General features: G+C 71.9%; 14 protein-coding genes. 9 read left to right on the top strand and 5 right to left on the bottom strand.

Annotation, left to right across the window (positions count from 1 at the left end; genetic code table 11):
• Positions 1 to 6: 6 nt before the first annotated feature.
• The 3 genes from ACFYY1_RS10550 to ACFYY1_RS10540 all read right to left on the bottom strand — a co-directional run bounded on the left by ACFYY1_RS10550 (position 7) and on the right by ACFYY1_RS10540 (position 4,913).
• Positions 7 to 2,508 carry a protein kinase gene (locus ACFYY1_RS10550; protein WP_388583160.1) on the bottom strand — a complete coding sequence of 834 codons (2,502 nt, stop codon included), beginning with the start codon at positions 2,506 to 2,508 and terminating at the stop codon, positions 7 to 9.
• Positions 2,509 to 2,707: 199 nt separating this feature from the next.
• Positions 2,708 to 3,667, bottom strand: a complete 960-nt coding sequence (gene meaB, locus ACFYY1_RS10545) for a methylmalonyl Co-A mutase-associated GTPase MeaB (RefSeq protein ID WP_388583158.1) — start codon at positions 3,665 to 3,667, stop codon at positions 2,708 to 2,710.
• A 43-nt stretch (positions 3,668 to 3,710) separates the two neighbouring features.
• Positions 3,711 to 4,913 (bottom strand): acetyl-CoA C-acetyltransferase, encoded by a 1,203-nt coding sequence (locus tag ACFYY1_RS10540; RefSeq protein WP_388583156.1) that lies wholly within the window; start codon positions 4,911 to 4,913, stop codon positions 3,711 to 3,713.
• A 134-nt stretch (positions 4,914 to 5,047) separates the two neighbouring features.
• Between ACFYY1_RS10540 and mce the strand changes: the two genes are divergently transcribed.
• The 7 genes from mce to ACFYY1_RS10505 all read left to right on the top strand — a co-directional run bounded on the left by mce (position 5,048) and on the right by ACFYY1_RS10505 (position 14,786).
• Complete coding sequence (gene mce, locus ACFYY1_RS10535; protein ID WP_072486742.1) at positions 5,048 to 5,476, top strand: methylmalonyl-CoA epimerase; 429 nt, start codon at positions 5,048 to 5,050, stop codon at positions 5,474 to 5,476.
• 164 nt (positions 5,477 to 5,640) lie between these two features.
• Entirely contained in the window at positions 5,641 to 9,600 is a 3,960-nt protein-coding gene (gene scy, locus ACFYY1_RS10530) for a polarized growth protein Scy (RefSeq protein ID WP_388583153.1), read from the top strand.
• 184 nt (positions 9,601 to 9,784) lie between these two features.
• Positions 9,785 to 10,723 carry a cellulose-binding protein gene (locus ACFYY1_RS10525; protein ID WP_266729657.1) on the top strand — a complete coding sequence of 313 codons (939 nt, stop codon included), beginning with the start codon at positions 9,785 to 9,787 and terminating at the stop codon, positions 10,721 to 10,723.
• A gap of 86 nt (positions 10,724 to 10,809) precedes the next feature.
• Positions 10,810 to 11,811 carry an ABC transporter ATP-binding protein gene (locus tag ACFYY1_RS10520; protein ID WP_388583151.1) on the top strand — a complete coding sequence of 334 codons (1,002 nt, stop codon included), beginning with the start codon at positions 10,810 to 10,812 and terminating at the stop codon, positions 11,809 to 11,811.
• Between the two features lie 5 nt (positions 11,812 to 11,816).
• Positions 11,817 to 12,596, top strand: coding sequence for an ABC transporter permease subunit (locus ACFYY1_RS10515; RefSeq protein WP_388583149.1), 780 nt, complete (start codon positions 11,817 to 11,819; stop codon positions 12,594 to 12,596).
• 196 nt (positions 12,597 to 12,792) lie between these two features.
• On the top strand, positions 12,793 to 13,917 hold the full coding sequence (locus tag ACFYY1_RS10510) for an ABC transporter ATP-binding protein (RefSeq protein ID WP_388583147.1): 1,125 nt from the start codon (positions 12,793 to 12,795) through the stop codon (positions 13,915 to 13,917).
• Positions 13,914 to 14,786 (top strand): ABC transporter permease subunit, encoded by an 873-nt coding sequence (locus ACFYY1_RS10505; protein WP_388583145.1) that lies wholly within the window; start codon positions 13,914 to 13,916, stop codon positions 14,784 to 14,786. The genes ACFYY1_RS10510 and ACFYY1_RS10505 overlap by 4 nt, the downstream gene beginning before the upstream one ends.
• A gap of 25 nt (positions 14,787 to 14,811) precedes the next feature.
• On the opposite strand, the gene ACFYY1_RS10500 is transcribed toward ACFYY1_RS10505, so the two are convergent.
• Entirely contained in the window at positions 14,812 to 15,141 is a 330-nt protein-coding gene (locus ACFYY1_RS10500; protein WP_388583143.1) for an ATP/GTP-binding protein, read from the bottom strand.
• 221 nt (positions 15,142 to 15,362) lie between these two features.
• Here ACFYY1_RS10500 and ACFYY1_RS10495 point away from each other — a divergent pair, with 221 nt between their 5' ends.
• A complete protein-coding gene (locus ACFYY1_RS10495) occupies positions 15,363 to 16,406 on the top strand; it encodes an LLM class flavin-dependent oxidoreductase (RefSeq protein WP_388583141.1) in 1,044 nt (347 codons plus the stop codon).
• A 74-nt stretch (positions 16,407 to 16,480) separates the two neighbouring features.
• On the opposite strand, the gene ACFYY1_RS10490 is transcribed toward ACFYY1_RS10495, so the two are convergent.
• Complete coding sequence (locus tag ACFYY1_RS10490) at positions 16,481 to 16,873, bottom strand: SCO5389 family protein (RefSeq protein ID WP_124716348.1); 393 nt, start codon at positions 16,871 to 16,873, stop codon at positions 16,481 to 16,483.
• A gap of 270 nt (positions 16,874 to 17,143) precedes the next feature.
• Here ACFYY1_RS10490 and nucS point away from each other — a divergent pair, with 270 nt between their 5' ends.
• Positions 17,144 to 17,815, top strand: a complete 672-nt coding sequence (gene nucS, locus ACFYY1_RS10485) for an endonuclease NucS (protein ID WP_358948859.1) — start codon at positions 17,144 to 17,146, stop codon at positions 17,813 to 17,815.
• Positions 17,816 to 17,891 lie beyond the last annotated feature (76 nt).

Below are 17,891 nucleotides of genomic sequence, written 5' to 3'. Positions count from 1 at the left end.
CGTCGTTCACCTGGGCAGCGGTACGGAGAGCGTGGTGCCGTCGTCGTACACGACATGCACGACGCCGCCGACCGGCAGCACCTGCGGGTCGTTCAGTTCCTTGTCCAGCTGGATGCCGTCGGCCATGTCGTACTCCGGTGTGGGGCTCGGGCCCGGGGCGCCCTCCAGCCGGGTCCTGCCCAGCGTGCCCAGCGTGCCGTCGGGGCGGATCGGGACGGTGTACAGCGTCGTGCTGTCCGCCCAGACCATGGTGTCGGCGACGATCATCGCGTCGGAGGTGGGGTTGCTCATGCCTTCCGCCGCCGCCGCGGCGAGCGGGAACCTGCCGAGCGTCCGGCCGTTGTCGCGGCCGACGACGACGAGCTCGTCGGGCACGTCCGACGTGTTCTCGCTGCTCCGGCGGAGGATCATCACCCGGTCGTCGACCGCCATGGGGGTCGCATCGGCGACGAGCGAGGAGTCCACCGGCACCTGCCCCCGAGTCTTGAGCGTCACCGCGTCGAGCCGCAGCACGCTCATGTCGGTGCCGAAACCCGAATCGCTGTTGTTGGAGGTGTAGCTGGAGCAGTAGGCGAATTCGCCCCGCAGCCGGAGGCCTCCGCAGTCGCCCGTGGAGCCCAGCAGCGCGCCGTCCTTCGGCCGGAAGGCCTTCGGCCCGTCCTCGCCGTCCGCGTAGACCACCTCGCCGTCGGTGGCGACCGGCCAGAAGTTGCCCCGCTGGCCCCGGGAGATGCCCTCCGACGCCAGCGGCTCGCGCCACTTCTCGGTGCCGGTCTTCATGTCGTGCGCGGCAAGCTCCGCCCCCTCGGGCGACCAGGTGGTGGCGGCGAAGACCAGATCGCCGACGACCAGCGGGGCACTCTTCAGGTTGTGCGCGCCACCGGACCGGGCCTCCCAGCGGACCTTGCCCGTGCGGGCGTCCAGGGCGTGCAGCCGGCGGCCTGCGGCGAGCAGCACGGTGTCGTCGTACACCTGGGGGCGGGTGGCGTTGGCCGGCATGAAGAACTGGCCGGTCGGCCCCCAGCCCGCGACCTTCGACGTCTCCCCCGTGTCCAGCGTCCACATCCGGTGCCCGTCCGCCGCCGACAGCGCCTCGTACGTGCCGTCCGTCTTCCGGCAGACCACCACGTCCCGGCCCGCGGCGCAGCCGATCGGTGACCCGGTGAACTTCCCCTTCCAGGACTTCTTCCACCCCGCCGGGCGGACATCGCGGCCGTACGGGACCGTGCCCGAGGCGTCCGGCCCGCCGTTCTCGTCCACCCCCGCCACGATCCCGACGCCCTCGGCCGGACCACCGCCCTGGGACGGACCGCCGCCCCCGGCCGTCCCGCCGGGCGTGCCGCTCTTGTCGCGCCAGGCCAGGATCCCGCCCGTCGCCGCGCCCAGCACGATCAGCGCGGCGAGCGCGACGGCCAGGGTGCGACGGGAGCGGCGCGGGGGCGGGGCCTGGGTGGTGCCCGGAGGGGCAGGCGGGGCGAGGCCGGGGCCCTGGGTGGGGGCGCTGTGCGGGTCGGGGGCGACGGGCGGGGTCGGGCCGGGGCCCTGGGTGGGCAGGTGATGGAGGTTCGGGGTGCTCGCGGCGGCCATCTCGGTGGGGGTGTACCCCGGCAGCAGCGGGCCGCCCAGCGCCACGACCCGGGCCAACTCGCGCCCGTGCTCGGCGATGTGCTGCGCCACCGGGTCCGGCCACCGGGCAGCCGCGCCGGGGTCGAGCAGCTCCGCGAGTTCGGCGGCGGCCGGGCGGGCGGCCGGGTCCTCCACCAGGCAGCGTTCCAGTACCGCCCGCAACGCGTCCGGCACGTCGTCGAGATCGGCCTCGACGTACTTGACCCGGTAGAGCACGGCGGCGACCGGGCCGTCACCGAAGGGGTCGCGTCCGGTGGCCGCGTAACAGAGCACGGAGGCCAGGCAGAAGACGTCCGAGGCGGGCACGACGCGTCCGCTGCCCGCCACGTGCTCCGGGGACATGAAGGCCGGGCTGCCGACCATGCGGCTGGTGGTGGTGAGCGGGGTCGCGCCGGAGTCGCGGGCGATCCCGAAGTCGATCAGGCTCGGGCCGTCCGCCGCGAGCATCACGTTGCCGGGCTTCACATCGCGGTGGAGGATCCCCGCCGCGTGGACGGCCGCCAGGGCGCGGGCGAGTCCGGCGCCGAGCATCCGCACCTCGGCCTCGTCCATGGCGCCCGCCCGGCGTACCGCGGCGGACAGGGTCGGCCCCGCCACGTATCCGGTGGCGAGCCAGGGCACCTCGGCGTCGGCGTCCCCGTCGAGCAGCAGGGCGAGATGGGGTCCGGCGACGGCCCGGGCGACGGTGATCTCCCGGCGGAAGCGACTGCGGAAACCGGCGTCCTTGGCCACGTCCCGGCGGACGGTCTTGACGGCGACCGGGTCCCCGCCGCCGTCGTGGACGCCGAGGAAGACCTCTCCCATGCCGCCCGCGCCGAGTCTGGCCCGTATCCCGTACGGACCGATCCGTCTCGGCGAGTCCTCCCGCAGCGGACCCAACATGCGCCACTCCCCCCGTCGCTACGCATGGATCGACGGGCGTCCCGCGCCCGTATCCGGCGGTAATCCTGCCACGGACACGTCATCCGCCGCAGCGTCGGGCGGGATGACGGGAGGGACGGACGGGAGGGACAGGAGGGCGGGTCCGGAAGCGGCCCGCACGCCGCCCCGGACCCGCCCGTCCGTACTCCGTCCCTACGGATCACCCCTCGCCGGTGAGCCCCGCCACCAGTTCGTCGGCCGCCGCGTACGGATCGAGGCTGCCCGCCACGATGCGTTCGGCGAGCGCGCCGAGGTGGCGGTCGCCGTGCAGGTCGCCGATGCGCTCGCGCAGCCGGGTCACGGCGATGGTCTCGACCTCGCGGGACGCCCGTGCCGTGCGCCGCTCGGCGAGCACTCCGTGCTCCTCCATCCACGCCCGGTGCTTCTCCAGCGCCTCGACGACCTCGTCGATGCCCTCGCCCCGGGCGGCGACCGTCTTCACGATCGGCGGCCGCCAGTCGCCGGGGCCCCGCGATTCGCCGAGGCCCAGCATGTGGTTGAGCTCGCGCGCGGTGGCGTCCGCGCCGTCCCGGTCCGCCTTGTTGACGACGTACACGTCGCCGATCTCCAGGATTCCGGCCTTCGCCGCCTGGATGCCGTCGCCCATGCCGGGTGCCAGCAGGACGACGGAGGTGTCGGCCTGGGAGGCGATCTCCACCTCCGACTGGCCGACGCCGACCGTCTCCACGAGGATGACCTCGCAGCCCGCCGCGTCCAGCACCCGGATCGCCTGCGGTGCCGACCAGGCGAGGCCGCCCAGATGGCCGCGGGTGGCCATGGAGCGGATGTAGACGCCCGGGTCGGAGGCGTGCTCCGACATCCGGACCCGGTCGCCGAGGAGCGCCCCGCCGGAGAACGGCGAGGACGGGTCGACGGCGAGGACGCCGACCCGTTTGCCGGCCTTCCGGTACGCCGTGACCAGCGCGGACGTCGATGTCGACTTGCCGACACCGGGCGAGCCGGTGAGGCCGACGACGTACGCGTTGCCGGTCAGCGGCGCCAGGGCCGCCATCACCTCGCGCAGCTGCGGCGACGCCCCCTCCACCAGGGAGATGAGCCGGGCCACGGCCCGCGGCCGGCCCGCACGTGCCTGCTCGACCAGGGTGGGGACGTCCACCATCACCGCTCCGTTCACTCGCTGCGTGCTCTACCTGTACCGCGTACTACTTGCCCGGAACCCGGATGATCAGTGCGTCGCCCTGACCGCCGCCACCGCACAGCGCCGCCGCACCGGTGCCGCCGCCGCGGCGCTTCAGCTCCAGCGCCAGGTGCAGCACCACGCGGGCGCCGGACATGCCGATGGGGTGGCCGAGCGCGATGGCACCGCCGTTGACGTTGACCTTGTCCGGGGTGACGCCGAGGTCCTTCATCGACTGGACGGCGACGGCGGCGAACGCCTCGTTGATCTCGATCAGGTCGAGGTCGCCCGCTTCCAGGCCCTCCTTCTTGAGGGCGTGCTTGATGGCGTTGGACGGCTGCGACTGGAGCGAGTTGTCCGGGCCCGCCACATTGCCGTGGGCGCCGATCTCGGCGATCCAGTCCAGGCCCAGCTCCTCGGCCTTGGCCTTGCTCATGACGACGACCGCGGCTGCGCCGTCGGAGATCTGCGAGGAGGTGCCGGCGGTGATCGTGCCGTCCTTGGCGAACGCGGGGCGCAGCTTGCCGAGCGACTCCACGGTGGTCTCCGGGCGGATGCCCTCGTCCTTGGCGAAGAGAACCGGGTCGCCCTTGCGCTGCGGGATCTCGACCGGGGTGATCTCGGCCTCGAAGAGGCCGTTCTTCTGGGCCGCGGCGGCGCGCTGGTGCGAGAGGGCGCCGATCTCGTCCTGGTCGGCCCGGCTCAGGCCGAGGCGGGCGTTGTGCTTCTCGGTGGACTCGCCCATCGGGATGTTCTCGTAGGCGTCGGTCAGACCGTCGTACGCCATGGAGTCGAGCATCTCGATCGCACCGTACTTGTGGCCCTCGCGGGACTTGGGGAGCAGGTGCGGGGCGTTGGTCATGGACTCCTGGCCGCCGGCCACGACGACGTCGAACTCACCGGCGCGGATCAGCTGGTCGGCCAGCGCGATCGCGTCGAGCCCGGACAGGCACACCTTGTTCACGGTGAGCGCGGGAACGTTCATCGGGATGCCCGCCTTGACGGCGGCCTGGCGGGCCGGCATCTGGCCCGCACCGGCCTGGAGCACCTGGCCCATGATCACGTACTCGACCTGGTCGCCGCCGATGCCGGCCCGGTCCAGCGCGGCCTTGATGGCGAAACCGCCGAGGTCGGCGCCGGAGAAGCTCTTCAGCGAGCCGAGGAGGCGGCCCATGGGCGTACGCGCGCCCGCGACGATCACTGAGGTGGTACCGGTCGTTCCAGACATGAGGGGCGCCCCTTGGGATGAGGAGTGAACGAGGGTTTACTTGAATGTACTGAGCGGTACCTCGCCCGTCATCCGGCAGCGGGTGTGACGGCGCGCACGTTGCGTAACCATCCGTGTGGCGCTGCACTGGTTCCATGCTGACGCGAATCGATCACATCGGGATCGCCTGTTTCGACCTCGACAAGACCGTCGAGTTCTACCGCTCGACCTACGGGTTCGAGGTGTTCCATTCCGAGATCAACGAGGAGCAGGGCGTACGGGAGGCCATGCTCAAGATCAACGATACGTCCGACGGCGGTGCTTCCTACCTCCAGCTCCTGGAGCCGACCCGGGAGGACTCGGCCGTGGGCAAGTGGCTGGCGAAGAACGGGGAAGGCGTCCACCACATCGCCTTCGGCACCGCGGACGTCGACGCGGATTCCGCGGACATCCGGGAGAAGGGCGTCAGGGTGCTGTACGAGGAGCCCAGGACGGGTTCGATGGGATCCCGGATCACCTTCCTGCACCCCAAGGACTGCCACGGCGTCCTCACCGAACTGGTCACGTCCGCAGCGGAGCACTGACCTCCGGATTCCCGGCCCGGTAGAGTGGGCTGTTCCGGGCCGGGGCCGGGTCGGGGCCGCGCCGCGTCCCCAGCCGATGATCTGTCACCATTCCCCGGGGGACCGTTCACCGGTGAACGGTACTCGTTGGAGAGTTGCGACCACGGGACGGATGGGACCGCGCAGTGCGGGGCTACGAACGCCAGGAGAGCCACCGAGCTGAAGACGACCATCTCTCGCGGTTCGAAGCCGAGATGGACCGGCTGAAGACCGACCGGGAGAAGGCCGTCCAGCACGCCGAGGACCTCGGTTACCAGGTCGAGGTCTTGCGCGCCAAGCTGCACGAGGCTCGGCGCAATCTCGCGACCCGTCCCGCGTACGACAGCGCGGACATCGGCTACCAGGCCGAGCAGTTGCTCCGCAACGCCCAGATCCAGGCGGATCAGCTGCGGACCGACGCCGAGCGGGAGCTCCGCGACGCCCGCGCGCAGACACAGCGGATCCTCCAGGAGCACGCCGAGCACCAGGCGAGGCTCCAGGCCGAGCTGCACAACGAGGCGGTGCAGCGGCGCCAGCGGCTCGACCAGGAGCTGGCCGAGCGCCGCCAGACCGTCGAGTCCCACGTCAACGAGAACGTCGCCTGGGCCGAGCAGCTGAGGGCCAGGACGGAGTCCCAGGCCCGTCGGCTGCTGGAGGAGTCCCGGGCCGAGGCCGAGCAGTCCCTGTCGGCCGCGCGCGCCGAGGCGAGCCGGCTGGCGGACGAGACCCGGCAGCGGCTCGGTTCCGAGGCGGAGACGGCCCGGACCGAGGCCGAGGCGATCCTGCTGCGCGCCCGCAAGGACGCCGAACGGCTGCTGGACGCCGCTGCCGGCCAGGCGCAGGAGGCCACCAGCCACGCCGAGCAGCTGCGTACGTCGACGACGGCCGAGACCGAGCAGACCCGGCAGCGGACCGCCGAGCTGAACCGGGCCGCCGAGCAGCGCATGCAGGAGGCCGAGACCCAGCTGCGCGAGGCCCGGCTGGAGGCCGAGAAGGTCACCGCCGAGGCGAAGGAGGCCGCCGTCAAGCGGCTGGCCGCCGCCGAGTCGCAGAACGAGCAGCGCACCCGTACGGCCAAGTCGGAGATCGCCCGGCTGGTCGGCGAGGCCACCAAGGACGCCGAGACGCTCAAGACGGAGGCCGAGCAGGCGCTCGCCGACGCCCGCGCCGAGGCGGACCGGCTGAAGTCCGAGGCGTCCGAGAAGGCCCGCACGGCCGCCGCCGAGGACACCGCGGCGCAGCTCGCCAAGGCCGCCAGGAGCGCCGAGGAGGTGCTGACCAAGGCGTCCGAGGACGCGCGGTCCACCACCAGGGCGGCGAGCGAGGAGGCCGACCGGATCCGCCGCGAGGCGGAGGCCGAGGCGGACCGGCTGCGCGGCGAGGCCGCCGAGCAGGCCGACCAGCTCAAGGGCGCGGCCAAGGACGACACCGAGGAGTACCGGGCCAAGACGGTCGAGCTCCAGGAGGAGGCGCGTCGGCTGCGCGGCGAGGCCGAGCAGCTGCGCTCCGAGGCGGTCGCCGAGGGCGAGCGGATCCGCGGCGAGGCCCGTCGCGAGGCGGTCCAGCAGATCGAGGAGGGCGCGAAGACCGCCGAGGAGCTGCTGGCCAAGGCGAAGGGGGACGCGGAGGAGCTGCGGTCCACCGCGTCCACCGAGAGCGAGCGGGTCCGCGGCGAGGCGGCCGAGCGGGCCGGCGCACTGCGCAAGCAGGCCGAGGAGGCCCTGGAGCGGGCCCGCGCCGAGGCCGAGCAGCTGCGCACCGAGTCCGAGGAGCAGGCCGCTTCGACCACCACCGCGGCCGAGCAGGCGGCGGCGGAGCTGCGCGAGGAGACCGAGCGCGCGGTCGCGGCCCGGCAGGCGGAGGCGGCCGAGGAGCTGACCCGGCTGCACACCGAGGCCGAGACCCGGGTCGCCGGCGCCGAGCAGGCGCTGGGCGACGCGCGCGCCGAGGCGGAGCGCATCCGGCGCGAGACGAACGAGGAGTCCGAGCGGCTGCGCGCGGAGGCCGCCGAGCGGATCCGGACGCTGCGGGAGCAGGCGGAGACCGAGGCGGAGCGGCTGCGCGACGAGGCCGTTGCGGACGCGTCGCAGTCGCGTGCGGAGGGCGAGGCCGTCGCCGTACGGCTGCGTTCCGAGGCGGCCGCCGAGGCGGAGCGACTGAAGTCCGAGGCGCAGGAGAGCGCCGACCGGGTGCGGTCCGAGGCCGCCGCCGCCGCGGAGCGGGTGGGCGCGGAGGCCGCCGAGGCGCTGGCCGCCGCCCAGGAGGAGGCCAACCGGCGCCGCCGGGAGGCCGAGGAGACCCTCGACGCGGCGCGCACCGAGGCGAACCAGGAGCGCGAGCGGGCCCGCGAGCAGAGCGAGGAGTTGCTCGCCTCCGCCCGCAAGCGGGTCGAGCAGGCGCAGGCCGAGGCGCAGCGCCTGGTCGAGGAGGCGGACAGCCGGGCGACCGAGCTGGTCTCCGCGGCCGAGCAGACCGCCCAGCAGGTGCGGGATTCGGTCAGCGGGCTGCAGGAGCAGGCCGAGGCGGAGATCGCCGGGCTGCGCTCGACCGCCGAGCATGTCGCGGAGCGGACGAAGTCCGAGGCGCAGGAGGAGGCGGACCGGGTCCGCACCGACGCGCACGCGGAGCGGGAGCGGGCCGGCGAGGACGCGTCCCGGATCCGCCGGGAGGCGCAGGAGGAGTCCGAGGCCGCGAAGGCGATGGCCGAGCGGACCGTCGCGGACGCGATCGCCGAGTCGGAGCGGTTGCGGGCGGACACCGCCGAGTACAGCCAGCGGATGCGTACCGAGGCCTCCGACGCGCTGGCCTCGGCCGAGCAGGACGCCTCGCGCAGCCGTGCCGAGGCCCGCGAGGACGCCAACCGGATGCGTTCCGACGCGGCGGCCCAGGCCGACCGGCTGGTGGGCGAGGCCACGAGCGAGGCCGAGCGGATCGGCACGGAGTCGACGCAGCGGGCCACCACGCTCGTGGAAGAGGCGACGCAGCAGGCCACCGGCCTCGTGGAAGAGGCGACGCAGCAGGCCACCGGCCTCGTGGAAGAGGCGACGCAGCAGGCCACCGGCCTCGTGGAAGAGGCGACGCAGCGGGCCACCACGCTGGTCGACGAGGCGAAGCAGCAGGCGGCCCGGCTGTCGGACGAGGCCGCGGGCGAGGCGGAGCGGATGCGCGCGGAGGCGGCGGCCACCGTCGGCTCGGCGCAGGAGCACGCGGCCCGCACCCGCGAGGAGGCGGAGCGGCTGCGCGCGGAGGCGGAGTCGGCGGCCGAGCAGATGCGTGCGGAGGCCCGCCAGGAGGCGGACCGGCTGCTCGACGAGGCCCGGGAGGCCGCGGCGAAGCGCCGCGCCGATGCCGCGGAGCAGGCCGATCAGCTCGTCAACAAGGCCCAGGAGGAGGCGCTGCGCGCCGCCACCGAGGCGGAGAAGCAGGCCGACACGATGGTCGGCGCGGCCCGCAAGGAAGCCGTGCGGATCACCTCGGAGGCCACGGTCGAGGGCAACTCCCTGGTGGAGCGGGCCCGTACGGACGCGGACGAGCTGCTGGTCGGCGCGCGCCGGGACTCCACCGCGATCCGGGAGCGGGCCGAGGAGCTGCGGGCCCGGATCGAGGGCGAGATCGAGGAGCTGCACGACCGCGCCCGCCGGGAGACGTCCGAGCAGATGAAGACGGCGGGCGAGCGCGTCGACAACCTGATGAAGGCGGCGACGGAACAGCGCGACGACGCGGCGGCCAAGGCCAAGGAGCTGCTGGCGGACGCCAATTCGGAGGCGAGCAAGGTCCGGATCGCCGCGGTGAAGCGGGCCGAGTCGCTGCTGAAGGAGGCCGAGCAGAAGAAGGCCACACTGGTCCGCGAGGCCGAGAAGCTGCGGGCCGACGCCGAGGCCGAGGCGAAGCGTACGGTGGACGAGGGCAAGCGCGAGCTGGATCTGCTGGTGCGCCGGCGCGAGGACATCAACACCGAGATCTCCCGTGTCCAGGACGTGCTGGAGGCGTTGGAGTCCTTCGAGACGCCGTCAGGCGGCGGGAAGGGCGCGGGCGGTTCCACCGGTGGCGTCAAGGCCGGCGCCTCGGCGGGCACTCGATCGAGTGGCAAGTCGTCCGAGGGATAGTCACCTTGCCTTCTCCCATGCTCCGTCAGGAACGTTCAACCCTCCGAGTGGCAAGGGTTACGGGGCTCAGCCACTCAAAAGAGGTGTCATTCTCCAGATCAAAAGCGCATCCGCTCGGTGACACGCCGTTCCGGCCCCTAGGATTCCCCCTAACACCTCACCGGTCTCATTCGACAGGAACCCCATGAGCGACCCTTCCTCCCCCTTCGGCTTCGAGCTCGTGCGACGTGGATACGACCGCGGTCAGGTGGATGACCGCATTACCAAGCTCGTCGCCGACCGTGATAGTGCCCTGACCCGCATCACTTCGCTGGAAAAGCGCATCGAGGAGCTGCACCTCGAAACGCAGAACGCCCAGGCCCAGGTGAACGACGCGGAGCCGTCGTACGCCGGACTCGGCGCCCGCGTCGAGAAGATCCTCCGCCTGGCCGAGGAGGAGGCGAAGGACCTGCGCGAGGAGGCCCGTCGCGCCGCCGAGCAGCACCGTGAGCTCGCCGAGTCGGCCGCCCAGCAGGTGCGCAACGACGCCGAGACGTTCGCCGCCGAGCGCAAGGCGAAGGCCGAGGACGAGGGCGTCCGCATCGTCGAGAAGGCCAAGGGTGAGGCCGGCTCGCTGCGTACGGAGGCCCAGAAGGACGCCGCGCAGAAGCGCGAAGAGGCGGACGCCCTCTTCGAGGAGACCCGCGCCAAGGCCGCCCAGGCCGCCGCGGACTTCGAGACCAACCTGGCCAAGCGCCGCGACCAGTCGGAGCGCGACCTCGCGTCCCGTCAGGCCAAGGCCGAGAAGCGCCTCGCCGAGATCGAGCACCGCGCCGAGCAGCTCCGCCTGGAGGCCGAGAAGCTCCGTACGGACGCCGAGCGCCGGGCCCGTCAGACGGTGGAGACCGCGCAGCGCCAGTCCGAGGACATCGTGGCCGACGCGAACGCCAAGGCCGACCGGATCCGCAGCGAATCGGAGCGCGAGCTGGCGGCGCTCACCAACCGCCGCGACTCGATCAACGCCCAGCTGACCAACGTCCGCGAGATGCTGGCCACGCTGACCGGTGCCGCGGTCGCCGCGGCCGGCGCCCCCGCCGACGACGAGCCGGTCACCCGTGGTGTCCCGGCTCAGCAGGGCCGCTGACCCCCGAGTACTGCAGCTGTACCCCTTGCGCGCCCGGTTCCGCCCTTGTGGTGGCGCCGGGCGCGCGGCCGTTCTAGCGTGAACGCATGATCGAGCTCGATGGCCTCACCAAGCGCTTCGGCAACAAGGTTGCCGTCGACCGGCTGTCCTGCCGCGTGAGGCCCGGAATGGTGACGGGTTTTCTGGGGCCCAACGGGGCGGGCAAGTCCACCACGATGCGGATGATGCTCGATCTGGACAACCCGACCAGCGGTTCGGTGCGCATCGACGGCAAGCACTACCGCGACCTGGAAGAACCCCTGAAGTACATCGGGGCGCTGCTGGACGCCAAGTCGATGCACGGCGGACGCAGCGCGTACAACAATCTGCTCTGTCTCGCGCAGAGCAACCGCATCCCGGAGAGCCGGGTGGCGGAGGTGCTGGACACCGTGGGTCTGACCGCGGTGGCGAAGAAGAAGTCCAAGGGGTTCTCGCTCGGCATGGGCCAGCGGCTCGGCATCGCGGCCGCGCTGCTCGGCGACCCGCAGGTGCTGCTCTTCGACGAACCGGTCAACGGCCTGGACCCCGAGGGCATTCACTGGATCCGCAATCTGATGAAGGCGCTCGCCGCGGAGGGCCGGACGATCTTCGTCTCCTCGCACCTGATGAGCGAAATGGCGCTCACCGCGGACCATTTGATCGTGATCGGTCAGGGCAAGCTGCTCGCCGACACCTCGATGGCCGACTTCATCCACCAGAACTCCCGCAGTTACGTACGGCTGCGCTCGCCGCAGCAGGAGCGGCTGCGCGACGTGCTGCACGAGGCGGGGCTGATCGTGGTCGAGACCGGGGGCGGCACGCTGGAGATCGACGGCGCCACGACCGAGGCGCTGGGCGAGCTCGCCGCGCAGCACCAGATCGTGCTGCACGAGCTGAGTGCCCAGCGGGCCTCCCTGGAGGAGGCGTTCATGCAGATGACCGCGGACTCCGTGGAGTACCACGCGCACTCCGACCACGCCGCGGCCCCACCGCCGACGGGCCCGCAATGGGGCGAACAGTGGAACCAGCGGACCGGTGGCCCCGCCGCCGGCAGCGGCAAGGAGGTGTGACGACGATGGCATCGGTACCCGCGGTCCTGACCTCCGAGTGGACCAAGATCCGTACGGTCTCCTCGACCGTCTGGACGCTGATCTCCGCGTTCGCCGTCACCGTCGCGGTGAGCGCGGCGCTCTGCGCCCTGATGAACTCCCAGTTCGACGACCTGCCGGTGGCGGAGAGAGTCACCTTCGACCCGACGCTGATCAGCTTCTCCGGCATGGTCCTCGGTCAGCTCGCCATGGTCGTCTTCGGGGTGCTGGTGGTCGGTACGGAGTACAGCTCCGGCATGATCCGCACCTCGCTGGCGGCGGTGCCCCAGCGCGGTGCGTTCCTGTTCAGCAAGATCGCGGTGGCCGGGGCGCTGGCCCTGGTGGTGGGCCTCGCGACCAGCTTCGTCTCGTTCTTCCTCGGGCAGGCCCTGCTCGGCGACCACCACACGGACATCGGCGCGGACAACGTGCTGCGCGCGGTCGTCGGCGGTGGCATCTACATGGGGCTGATCGGGATCTTCTCGATGGGCGTGGCGACGATGCTGCGCAGCTCCATGCTGTCGCTCGGCATCCTGATGCCGTTCTTCTTCCTGGTCTCCCAGATCCTGTCGGCGGTGCCGGGGGCGAAGAAGGTCGCCCGCTACTTCCCCGACCAGGCCGGCTCCAAGATCATGCAGGTGGTCCCCGACGCGATGAACAGCAACCCGGCCCCGTACGGGCCGTGGGGCGGGCTCGGGATTCTGGTCGCCTGGGTGGCCGCCGCGCTGATCGGCGGCTACGTCGTACTGAAGAGGCGGGACGCGTAACGGCCACCTCGGCGGCGTCGGCGGGCGGCGCCCGTGAGCTGCCCGGAAGCCTTCCGTCCGCTTCGGCCGGACCGACGCGCAACCGCAACGGCTTGGCCGGAACCGTCAATGCCTGGATATCCTCCTAACTCTTACGGGGGCGTGCGGCCGGACGGCCTGGGCCCCGACGACAGATGTGAGTCGATGGGGCTGGAGCATGATCGAGGCAGTCGGCCTGACCAAGCGCTACGGCGCGAAGACGGCCGTGCACAACCTTTCCTTCCAGGTGCGGCCCGGCGCCGTCACCGGATTCCTGGGTCCCAACGGGTCGGGCAAGTCCACCACCATGCGCATGATCCTGGGCCTGGATCAGCCGACCTCCGGCCATGTGACGATCGGCGGTCACCCCTTCCGCAGCCTGCCGAACGCACCGCGCCAGGTGGGTGCGCTGCTGGACGCGAAGGCGGTGCACGGCGGGCGCAGCGCCCGTAACCACCTCCTCTCGCTCGCCCAGCTCGCCGGGATCCCGGCCGCCCGGGTCGACGAGGTGCTCGGCGTCGTCGGCCTCCAGGACGTCGCCCGGAAGCGGTCCAAGGGGTTCTCGCTCGGCATGGGCCAGCGGCTCGGCATCGCGGCCGCGCTGCTCGGCGACCCGCAGGTGCTGCTCTTCGACGAACCGGTCAACGGCCTGGACCCCGAGGGCATCCTCTGGGTCCGCAATCTGATGAAGATGCTGGCGTCCGAGGGGCGTACGGTCTTCGTCTCCAGCCACCTGATGAGCGAGATGGCGCTCACCGCCGACCATCTGATCGTGATCGGCCGGGGCCAGCTGCTCTCCGACATGAACATCAAGGACTTCATCTCGGCGAACTCGGCCGACTTCGCCCGGGTGCGGGTCGCGGACGGCCTCGCGGAGCGGCGCGAGAAGCTGACCGCCTCGCTCACCGGGGCGGGCGGGCAGGTCATGTCCGAGCCGGACGGGGCGCTGCGCGTCACCGGGCTGCCGCTGCCGCGGATCAGCGATGTGGCGCACGAGGCGGATGTCCGGCTGTGGGAGCTCTCGCCGCACCAGGCCTCGCTGGAGGAGGCGTACATGCGGATGACCCAGGGTGCCGTGGACTACCGCTCGACGGCGGACCAGAAGGCGGGTCTGCAGCAGCCGGTGCCCGACGGGTACGCGCAGCAGGGGTACGCGCAGCAGCCGCCGGAGATGCCGCAGCAGAACTGGTACGCCCCACCGCCCCCCGGACAGAACCCGTACGCTGCGGCCCCGGCCCCGGCCCAGCCGGCCCCGGCCGCCCCGGACCTGACCAAGCGCGAGACCAGCGAGGACGCCCGATGACAACGCCGCCGCCCCCGCAGGCGCCGTACCAGCAGCAGGTCCCGGCCCCGCCGCACGGCCCGCAGGCCGCACCGGCCGGTATGTACACCTCACCGATCCCGGTGCGCCGGGCCACGCTCGGCGACGCGATCGCCTCCGAGTGGACCAAGATCCGCTCGGTGCGCTCCACGATGTGGACGCTCGGCATCATGATCGTGCTGCTGCTCGGGATCGGGCTGCTCGCCGCGGTCGCGATCAACGCCTCCGGGGCCGGTCTCGACTCGACACCGGTGCTCAGCTTCGGCTTCTTCGGGGTGCTGCTGGGCTCGATCTGTGTGATCACGCTCGGTGTGATGACCATCGCGTCGGAGTACGGCACGGGCATGATCCGTACGACGCTGACCGCCTGCCCCAGCCGGGCCCGGGTGCTCAGCGCGAAGGCGATCGTCTTCTTCCTGCTCACCTTCGTGATCACGACCATGACGACCGCGCTGGTCGCGGTGTTGCAGACGGCGATCATCGGCGGCGCATCGCCCTCCGGCGGCGACTGGCTGCGCGCGACGGTCGGCGTCGGCCTCTACATCGCGACGCTGGGGCTGCTCTCGCTCGCGGTCGGCGCCCTCATCCGGCACTCCGCCGGTGCGATCACGATCATGATCGGGGTGGTGCTGCTGCCGCTCGTGCTGGCCATGTTCATGTTCGCCCAGTCGCTCTCCGACCTGCGGATGAAGCTCTTCGAGTACTCGATCCCCAACCAGCTCAGCGCGTTCTACTCCACCTCGGTCGCCGACTCGGGACCGTCCGGCTGGGACCCGCTGTGGATCATGCTCGGAGTCACGGCCGTGGCGCTGCTCGGGGCGTTCGCCGCTCTGGACCGCCGGGACGTGTGACCCGTCCGGGCCCGTCCCGAAGGGCTCAGTAGCGAGGCGCGTTCCTGGACCGCTGCACCTGTGTGGTGCGGCGGTCCTTCGCGTTCCAGCAGGCCTTGTGCCAGTGCCTGCGGTCGTCGATCCCGCCGTACTCGGACCAGGCCACCAGGTGCGGGACGCCGGACGGGATCTCCTGGTCGCAGCCGGGGCAGCGGTAACGCTTGCCCGCCGCGCTCGCGCCGCTGACCGGGCGGACCGACCACTGCTCGCCCTGCCACTCCTCGGCACGTCCGCCGCCGCCGTACCGGCCCACCGGCTCCGCTGGGCTGTCGTGGGGACTCTCGCCGCCTCGGGGGCGGTTGCGGCGCGGGGACACGTGACACCTCACGGGGCAGGCTGGGCAGTTCCCGTCCAGCCTAGGGCCATTTGGCCGAACCGGTCGTCCGGAGCCTCCTGGGGCGGCGTCACGGGAGCTCCCGTGAGGGGTGAGTTACCGGAAAATCGCAACAACCTGCCGGTGGACCGTGCCTTTGGCACGTGTCAGACGTTGTTGCTCAGTAGGGGAGAGCCGCGTCGGCCGCAAGGAGGCAATTGGCGATGCGTGTGGGAACGTTCGTACTGGCAGCCCAGTTTCCGGGGCAGGGGCCGGCGGAAGCGCTGCACCGCGCTGTCCGGTCCACCGAGGTCGCGGAGGAATCCGGCCTCGACTCGGTCTGGCTGGCAGAGCATCATTTCGTGCCGTACGGGGTCTGCCCGTCCGCCGTCACGCTGGCCGCGCTGCTGCTCGGCCGCACCCGCAGGATCCGGGTGGGCACGGCGGTGAGCGTGCTGCCGACCCAGCATCCGGTGGCGCTCGGCGAACAGGCCGCGCTGCTCCATCTCACCAGCGGCGGCCGGTTCACGCTCGGCGTCGGCCGGGGCGGCCCCTGGGTGGATCTGGAGGTGTTCGGCGGGGGCCTGGAGGCGTACGAGAAGGGCTTCCCGGAATCCCTGGAGCTGCTGCTCGACTGGCTGGGCAGGCCGAAGGTGGCCGGACGCGGCGAGCGGTACGGCTTCCGCGAGGTCGCCGTGGTCCCCCGGGCCGACGAGCTGCTCGCCGAGGACGGCCGCGAGAGCCCCGGCGGCCCCGAGGTGGTCGTCGCTTGCACCTCTCCGAAGACGGTGAAGCTCGCCGCGGAGAAGGGCCTGCCGATGCTGCTCGGGATGCACTGCGGGGACCAGGAAAAGGCCGACATGGTCGCCCTGTGGCGCTCCACCGCGCTCGCCGCGGGCCGCTCGCCCGAGAGCGTCCGCGAGGCCGGGCACGTGTCCGCGGGGGTGGCCCAGATCGCCGACCGCCCCGAGGAGGCGGTGGAGACGCTGGTGAAGACGATGCCGGGCTGGCTGCGGCAGGGACTGGAGGCCCATGTCACGGTCGACGGCCGGCACCGGGTGATGCGCGATCCGGTCGCGTACACGGAGCTGCTGTGCGGTCTTCACCCGGTGGGCCCGCCCCGGCTCGCCGCCGACCGGCTCGCCGCCACCGCCGAGCGGACGGGCATCACCCGCTTCGCGCTCCTGGTGGAGGGTTCGGGAGATCTGGCAGCCACGGAGGAGAACGTAGCGCGGCTGGGCACCGAGGTGCTCCCGCTGCTCACCTGACAGGTCATAGGAGGTACGGGGGCTGCCGCCCCGGGGCGAGCCGCACGGTCCCGGCCCGGAACGGCAGCAAGCGTTCAGCAGTCCCGCAGTTCGGGCGACTGGTTGAGCAACTGGCCCCTCACCGAGGTGAAGCGGGCCAGACGCTCGTCGACCGACGGGTCCAGCGGGAACACCGCGACGCGGTGGCAGTTCTGGAATGCCAGACGCACCCCGAAGTGCCGCTGGAGCGCGCCGCGGATCGCATCACTCGCGAGCGCGCGCAGCAGCTGACCACGTGCCTGCTCGTCCGGCGGGGGCGTCTGATTGTCGGCGAACTCTCCGCCGTCCACCTTCAGCTGAGCCACCAGAGAGCTGATCATCTCCCATGCGTAGGGCAGGGAGGTCCGGACGCAGTCGACGAAGTCGGCTTCGTCGACCTCGCCTCGCTCGGCCTGTTCCAACAGGGCCGGTGAGACGTCGAGCGACATGGGTTCTCCTCTCGCGACCCCGACGCCTGGCCGGGGCCTTACGGGCAGGGAAGGAGGACGGCGACGCAGCGTACACAGACGGCGACCTCCTGCTTACACGGTAAGGGTGCGGTCCGGGCCGCACCAGGAGATTGGGAACACAACCGGCCAATAACGAAGGGGCGCAAAGAGGGGCAAGCCCCGACTGCGCCCCCTGGACGAAAGCACGGTGACGGGAGTGGCAGGGGGAGAATCGCGTGGAACACCCCTCGTCGAGTAGCGTTGCCGACCATGCGTCTCGTCATCGCCCGCTGCTCCGTGGACTACGCCGGCCGGCTCACGGCCCACCTGCCCTCCGCTCCCCGTCTGATCCTGGTGAAGGCGGACGGGAGCGTGTCGATCCACGCCGACGACAGGGCGTACAAACCCCTCAACTGGATGTCACCGCCCTGCACTCTGAAGGAGGGCACCGGCGACACCGCGGACATCTGGACCGTGGTGAACAAAGCGGGCGAGAAACTCATCATCACGATGGAGGAAATCCTCCACGACTCGTCCCACGAGCTCGGTGTGGACCCGGGTCTGATCAAGGACGGTGTCGAAGCGCACCTGCAGGAACTGCTCGCCGACCGGATCGAGATCCTCGGCGAGGGCTACACCCTGATCCGCCGCGAGTACTTCACCGCCATCGGGCCGGTCGACATCCTGTGCCGGGACGCCGACGGCCAGACCGTCGCCGTGGAGCTGAAGCGGCGCGGCGACATCGACGGCGTGGAGCAGCTGACCCGCTATCTGGAGCTGCTCAACCGCGATCCGCACCTCGCCCCGGTGAAGGGCGTCTTCGCGGCCCAGGAGATCAAGCCCCAGGCGCGGGTGCTGGCGACGGACCGCGGGATCGGCTGTGTCGTGCTCGACTACGACGCGATGCGCGGCATCGAGGACGACAAGCTCCGGCTGTTCTGACCCTTCCCGCTGCCCCTGTTCCTGCTTCCTTCCGGTCCCCGACGCCTTTCCGGTCCCCGACGCCGGACGTGCCCGT

It is taken from the genome of Streptomyces sp. NPDC001890, assembly GCF_042891445.1.
In the GTDB taxonomy this organism is placed as follows: domain Bacteria; phylum Actinomycetota; class Actinomycetes; order Streptomycetales; family Streptomycetaceae; genus Streptomyces.
The sequence above is the reverse complement of the archived record's forward strand: the minus strand, read 5'-3'. Positions and strand labels throughout refer to the sequence as shown.

Excerpts from the sequence above, each read along its gene's own strand:
- ACFYY1_RS10550 (WP_388583160.1), bottom strand. The coding sequence starts at position 2,508 with ATGTTGGGTCCGCTGCGGGAGGACTCGCCGAGACGGATCGGTCCGTAC.
- meaB (WP_388583158.1), bottom strand. The coding sequence starts at position 3,667 with ATGGTGGACGTCCCCACCCTGGTCGAGCAGGCACGTGCGGGCCGGCCG.
- ACFYY1_RS10540 (WP_388583156.1), bottom strand. The coding sequence starts at position 4,913 with ATGTCTGGAACGACCGGTACCACCTCAGTGATCGTCGCGGGCGCGCGT.
- mce (WP_072486742.1), top strand. The coding sequence starts at position 5,048 with ATGCTGACGCGAATCGATCACATCGGGATCGCCTGTTTCGACCTCGAC.
- ACFYY1_RS10525 (WP_266729657.1), top strand. The coding sequence starts at position 9,785 with ATGAGCGACCCTTCCTCCCCCTTCGGCTTCGAGCTCGTGCGACGTGGA.
- ACFYY1_RS10520 (WP_388583151.1), top strand. The coding sequence starts at position 10,810 with ATGATCGAGCTCGATGGCCTCACCAAGCGCTTCGGCAACAAGGTTGCC.
- ACFYY1_RS10515 (WP_388583149.1), top strand. The coding sequence starts at position 11,817 with ATGGCATCGGTACCCGCGGTCCTGACCTCCGAGTGGACCAAGATCCGT.
- ACFYY1_RS10510 (WP_388583147.1), top strand. The coding sequence starts at position 12,793 with ATGATCGAGGCAGTCGGCCTGACCAAGCGCTACGGCGCGAAGACGGCC.
- ACFYY1_RS10505 (WP_388583145.1), top strand. The coding sequence starts at position 13,914 with ATGACAACGCCGCCGCCCCCGCAGGCGCCGTACCAGCAGCAGGTCCCG.
- ACFYY1_RS10495 (WP_388583141.1), top strand. The coding sequence starts at position 15,363 with ATGCGTGTGGGAACGTTCGTACTGGCAGCCCAGTTTCCGGGGCAGGGG.
- ACFYY1_RS10490 (WP_124716348.1), bottom strand. The coding sequence starts at position 16,873 with ATGTCGCTCGACGTCTCACCGGCCCTGTTGGAACAGGCCGAGCGAGGC.
- nucS (WP_358948859.1), top strand. The coding sequence starts at position 17,144 with ATGCGTCTCGTCATCGCCCGCTGCTCCGTGGACTACGCCGGCCGGCTC.